The sequence below is a fragment of the Streptomyces sp. NRRL B-24572 genome (assembly GCF_002156145.1).
GTDB classification, from domain to species: Bacteria; Actinomycetota; Actinomycetes; order Streptomycetales; family Streptomycetaceae; genus Streptomyces; species Streptomyces vietnamensis.
The window spans coordinates 1-4,579 of sequence record NZ_MWIG01000457.1 but is presented as its reverse complement, the minus strand read 5'-3'; the positions used below and the strand labels follow the sequence as shown (position 1 = coordinate 4,579).

Annotated in this window: 5 protein-coding genes; 4 read left to right on the top strand and 1 reads right to left on the bottom strand. The window is 73.4% G+C overall.

The window, feature by feature from the left end; genetic code table 11:
- The 3 genes from CCN56_RS26030 to CCN56_RS26020 form a co-directional block, all read left to right on the top strand.
- Positions 1-806 (top strand): GlxA family transcriptional regulator (locus CCN56_RS26030; RefSeq protein ID WP_086830408.1); only part of this gene is annotated, 806 nt, incomplete at its 5' end.
- A 120-nt stretch (positions 807-926) separates the two neighbouring features.
- Positions 927-1,634, top strand: coding sequence for a DsbA family oxidoreductase (locus tag CCN56_RS26025; RefSeq protein ID WP_086830407.1), 708 nt, complete (start codon positions 927-929; stop codon positions 1,632-1,634).
- Between the two features lie 112 nt (positions 1,635-1,746).
- The gene (locus CCN56_RS26020) at positions 1,747-2,805 is read left to right on the top strand and encodes an aminotransferase class V-fold PLP-dependent enzyme (protein ID WP_086830406.1); all 1,059 of its coding nucleotides are present in this window, start codon (positions 1,747-1,749) and stop codon (positions 2,803-2,805) included.
- 33 nt (positions 2,806-2,838) lie between these two features.
- On the opposite strand, the gene CCN56_RS26015 is transcribed toward CCN56_RS26020, so the two are convergent.
- Positions 2,839-3,357: a MarR family winged helix-turn-helix transcriptional regulator gene (locus CCN56_RS26015; RefSeq protein ID WP_086830405.1), complete on the bottom strand. Its 519-nt coding sequence runs from the start codon at positions 3,355-3,357 to the stop codon at positions 2,839-2,841.
- Positions 3,358-3,473: 116 nt separating this feature from the next.
- On the opposite strand from CCN56_RS26015, the gene CCN56_RS26010 reads away from it, so the two are divergent.
- Positions 3,474-4,544, top strand: a complete 1,071-nt coding sequence (locus CCN56_RS26010) for an alkene reductase (RefSeq protein WP_086830404.1) — start codon at positions 3,474-3,476, stop codon at positions 4,542-4,544.
- Positions 4,545-4,579: the final 35 nt, after the last annotated feature.

Sequence of the window (4,579 nt, the reverse complement as noted above, 5' to 3'; positions counted from 1 at the left end):
CCCTCGACGGCTTCGAGTCCGTGCGGGACGACCAGGTCGAGGGGGCGGACACGGTGATCCTGGCGGGCAGCGGCGCGTACGAGGACCCCGACCCGCGCGTCCTCGACGTCCTGCGCGCCTCCGCCGACGGGGGCAAGCGGATCGCCTCCATCTGCACCGGCGCCTTCGCGCTCGCCGAGGCCGGACTGCTCGACGGCCGGGCGGCGACGACGTACTGGGCGTACCGGCCGCTGCTCGCCGCCCGGCACCCGGCCGTCGACCTCCAGGACGACGTCCTCTTCGTCCAGGACGGTCCCGTGCTCACCTCCTCCGGGTACGCGGCGGGCATCGACCTCTGCCTGCACGTCATCCGCACCGACCACGGCGCCGCCGTCGCCAACGCCGTCGCCCGGCTCGCGCTCGTCGCGCCCGTCCGGCCCGGCGGCCAGACCCAGTTCACCCAGACCCCGCTGCCGCCCGAGCGCGGGGTCTCCTTCGCCGACACGCGCGCGTGGGCGATGGAACACCTCGACGAACCCCTCGGCCTCACCGACCTCGCCCGGCACGCCGGGGTCTCCGTCCGCACCCTCTCCCGCCGCTTCCACGCCGAGACCGGCGTCAGCCCGCTCCAGTGGCTGCTCCACCAGCGCGTCGAGCGGGCGAAGGAACTCCTGGAGACCACCTCGCTCCCCATGGACCAGCTGGCCCGCGCGAGCGGCCTCGGCACGGCGGACTCCCTCCGCCAGCACCTGCTGCGCCGCACGGGCCTCACCCCGAGCGCCTACCGGGCCTCCTTCAACCGTCTGACGGGCGCCGGCACGGCCTGACGGCGGGGTGCTCCGGCTCACACCGGGGACGGAAACGGAATGAACCGGGCCGACGCGCGTGTTTCCCACGGCGTACACACCCCCGTACACCCCACCGGCAACCCCTCGGAGAGAAGTCACATGCGCGTCGAGATCTGGAGCGACATCGCCTGCCCCTGGTGCTACATCGGCAAGGCCCGCTTCGAGAAGGGGCTCGCGGCCTTCGCCCACCGCGACGACGTCGAGGTCGTGCACCGCTCCTTCGAGCTCGACCCGCACCGCGCCAAGGGCGACACCGGTCCGGTCCTGGAGATGCTGGCGAAGAAGTACGGCCGCACCCTCGACGAGGCCCGCGCCATGGAGGCGCACGTCGCGTCGAACGCGCACTCCGAGGGCCTCGCGTACCTCACCGACGGCCGCGACCACGGCAACACCTTCGACATCCACCGGCTGCTGCACCTCGCCAAGGAGCGCGGCCGCCAGAGCGAGCTCCTCGACCTGGCCTACCGGGCCAACTTCGCGGAGGAGCGCTCCGTCTTCGACGCCGAGACCCTGGTGGCGCTCGGCGTGGAGGCCGGTCTCGACGAGGCCGAGGTCCGGGCCGTCCTCGCCGACGAGAACGCCTACGCCGAGGCCGTACGGGAGGACGAGCGCGAGGCCGCCGAACTCGGCGCCAACGGCGTGCCGTTCTTCGTCCTCGACCGCCGCTACGGCGTCTCCGGCGGCCAGCCCGCCGAGGTCTTCACCCAGGCCCTCGAGCAGGCCTGGCAGGGCCGCGTCCTCCAGCCGGTCGGCACCGACGCGGAGGTCTGCGGCCCGGACGGCACCTGCGAGGTCCCGCAGGCCTGACCGCCCTCGACCGCTCGTACCGCGCCTGACCTGCGGAAATAAGAGTGTCTTGGGATCTCTCCGCGGTCGGATCGCCATTGACGGGTGATCGTGGGGGATCCAGGGTGGGGGCATGGATTCCCTTGACCAGCCGCTCGGCGGCGCCGAGTTCGCGCCCAAGAAGACCTATCTCAACACCTCCGCCTGCGGACTGCTGCCCCGCCGGACCGTCGAGGCCGTCACCCTCCTCGCCGAGGAGACCGCCGACGGCCGCGCGGGCGGCGCGGGCAGCTTCGACGTCGTGGACGAGGCCCGCGCCGCCTTCGGCCGGATCGCCGGCGTCTCCCCCGAGCGCGTCGCCGTCGGCAGCTCGGTCGCGGTCCACTGCGGGATGATCGCCCAGTCGCTGCCCGCCGGGTCCGAGGTCCTCTTCCCCGAGGGCGACTTCTCCTCCGTCATCACCCCCTTCACGATCCGCGGCGACCTCAAGACCCGCTTCGCGCCCCTGGAGCGGCTCGCCGAGTCCGTCCGCCCCGGGACCGCGCTCGTCGCCTTCTCGGCCGTGCAGTCGGCGGACGGGCGCACGGCCGACTTCGCGGCGATACGGGAGGCGGCGGCCGCCCACGGCGCGCGCACCCTCCTGGACGCGACCCAGTCGGCGGGCTGGCTGCCGCTGCGCGCGGGGGACTGGGACTACACGGTCGCCGGCGGCTACAAGTACCTGCTCTGCCCGCGCGGCGCGTCCTTCCTCACCGTCACCGAGGAGGCGCAGGACTCCCTGCTCGCGATCCACGCGGGCTGGGTCACGGGCGAGGAGCTGTGGGTCAACAGCTACGGCCCGGTCCGTGAACTGGCCCGCACCGCCCGCCGTTTCGACGAGCCGGCCGCGTTCCTCTCGTACCACGGAGCCGCCCGTTCGCTCGCCCTCCTGGAGGAGATCGGCATCGAGCGGATCGAGGCCCACGACAAGGGGCTCGCGGCCCGCTTCCGTTCCGGGCTCCTCGCCCTCGGGCACGCGCCGGTCATGGACGACTCGACGGTCGTCGCCGTCCCCGGCCTCGGGGACCGGGCGGACGCCCTGCACGAGGCCGGCGTCCTGCTCTCGGCCCGCGCGGGCAATCTGCGGGCCTCCTTCCACCTGTACAACACGGCGGCGGACGTGGACCGCGTCCTGGAGGTCCTGGCGGGCTGACCGGCACCGGAAGGCCGGGTCCGGGGCGGGCGTTCAGCAGACCGCCCCCGACGCGCAGCCGCCCGCCTCGTCCGCCTCCTTCGCCAGGTTCTCGCCGACGAGGCCGAGCAGCCGGGCGAGCTCCGTCCGTTCGGCCGGGGCGAGCCCGGCCAGGGTGCTCTCCTCCAGGTCGGCCCAGGCGCCCTCGACCCCGGTGCGCAGGGCGAGGCCCTGCTCCGTCGCCTCGACCAGGACCGCGCGCCGGTCGGCCGGGTCCGGGCTGCGGCGGACGTATCCGCACTGCTCCATGCGCTGGAGCATCTTCGTCACCGTGGAGGGGTCCAGACCGAGCGAGTGGATGAGCTCCGACTGGCGGACCGCCCCGCAGTCCCACAGGCGCATCATCATCAGCTCCTGGCCCGGGTAGAGGCCGAGGTCCCGCAGCCGCCGGCCCATGCCGATCCGGTGGAGCCGCGCGACCCACGCGAGGGTGTGGCTGACGGTCCCGGCGCACGCGGCGGAGGGCTGCGGCCCCGCGGACGGGGCGGTACAGACGGGGTCGGTTCCTGACATGCGGGCTCCTCGGGACGGCTCTTCCCACAAGATTACCTTGGTCGGCCAACGAAATGGGTTACAGTGGCATCGGCCCAATTAGTTGGCCGACCACATATTTCATGTGAGGGACAGCCGTGACCACTGCATTCGACCCGATCGACCTCGCCGGAACCCGCCTCGCCAACCGCATCGCGATGGCCCCCATGACCCGCAGCCGGGCCAACGGCGAGGACGGCACCCCGCCGGCGATCGTCGCCGAGTACTACGCCCAGCGCGCCTCCGCCGGCCTGATCATCACCGAAGGCATCCAGCCCGTCCCCGAGGGCCAGGGCTACCCCAACACCCCCGGACTCCACAGCCGCGAGCAGATCGCCGCCTGGCGCGAGGTCACCACCGCCGTCCACGAGCGCGGCGGCCGGATCTTCGCCCAGCTCATGCACTCCGGCCGGATCGGCCACCCCGACATCCTCGACGGCGACCTCCACCCCGTCGGCCCCTCGCCGATCGCCGCCGCCGGCCAGGTCTACACGCACGAGGGCCCCAAGGACTACGTCGCCCCGCGCGAGCTCACCGGCGACCAGGTGCGCGAGGCGATCGCCGGCTTCGCCTCCGCCGCCCGCAACGCCGTCGAGGCCGGCTTCGACGGCGTCGAGATCCACGGCGCCAACGGCTATCTGATCCAGCAGTTCCTCGCCTCCGGCTCCAACCACCGCACCGACGAGTGGGGCGGCCCGGTCGAGAACCGCATCCGCTTCGCCGTCGAGGTCGTCAAGGCCGTCGCCGCCGAGATCGGCCCCGAGCGCACCGGCCTGCGCATCTCCCCGGCCAACACCCTCAACGACATCAGCGAGACCGACACCGACGAGCTCTACACCCGGCTCGTCACCGCGATCGAGCCCGTCGGCATCGCCTACCTCCACGTCCTGGAGACCGGCCCCGAGCGCCGCCCGCTCGTCCTCGACCTGCGCAAGCGGTTCGCCGGCACCTTCATCCTCAACCCGGCCACCGGCGCCGACCCGACCGGCGCCGAGTCCCTCGCCCTGATCGAGGACGGCACCACCGACCTCGTCGCGTACGGCAGGCTCTTCATCGCCAACCCCGACCTGCCCGCCCGCCTGAAGGCCGACGGCCCCTACGCCGCCCCGAACCCCGCCACCATGTACGCCGGCGGCCCCGAGGGCTACATCGACTACCCCGCGCTCTGAACCCCGGGTACGCGAAAGGGGCGGGGGTCCGACCC

What these genes read in the sequence shown, in the direction of transcription:
- CCN56_RS26025 (WP_086830407.1), top strand. Translation starts at nt 927, where the DNA reads ATGCGCGTCGAGATCTGGAGCGACATCGCCTGCCCCTGGTGCTACATC.
- CCN56_RS26020 (WP_086830406.1), top strand. Translation starts at nt 1,747, where the DNA reads ATGGATTCCCTTGACCAGCCGCTCGGCGGCGCCGAGTTCGCGCCCAAG.
- CCN56_RS26015 (WP_086830405.1), bottom strand. Translation starts at nt 3,357, where the DNA reads ATGTCAGGAACCGACCCCGTCTGTACCGCCCCGTCCGCGGGGCCGCAG.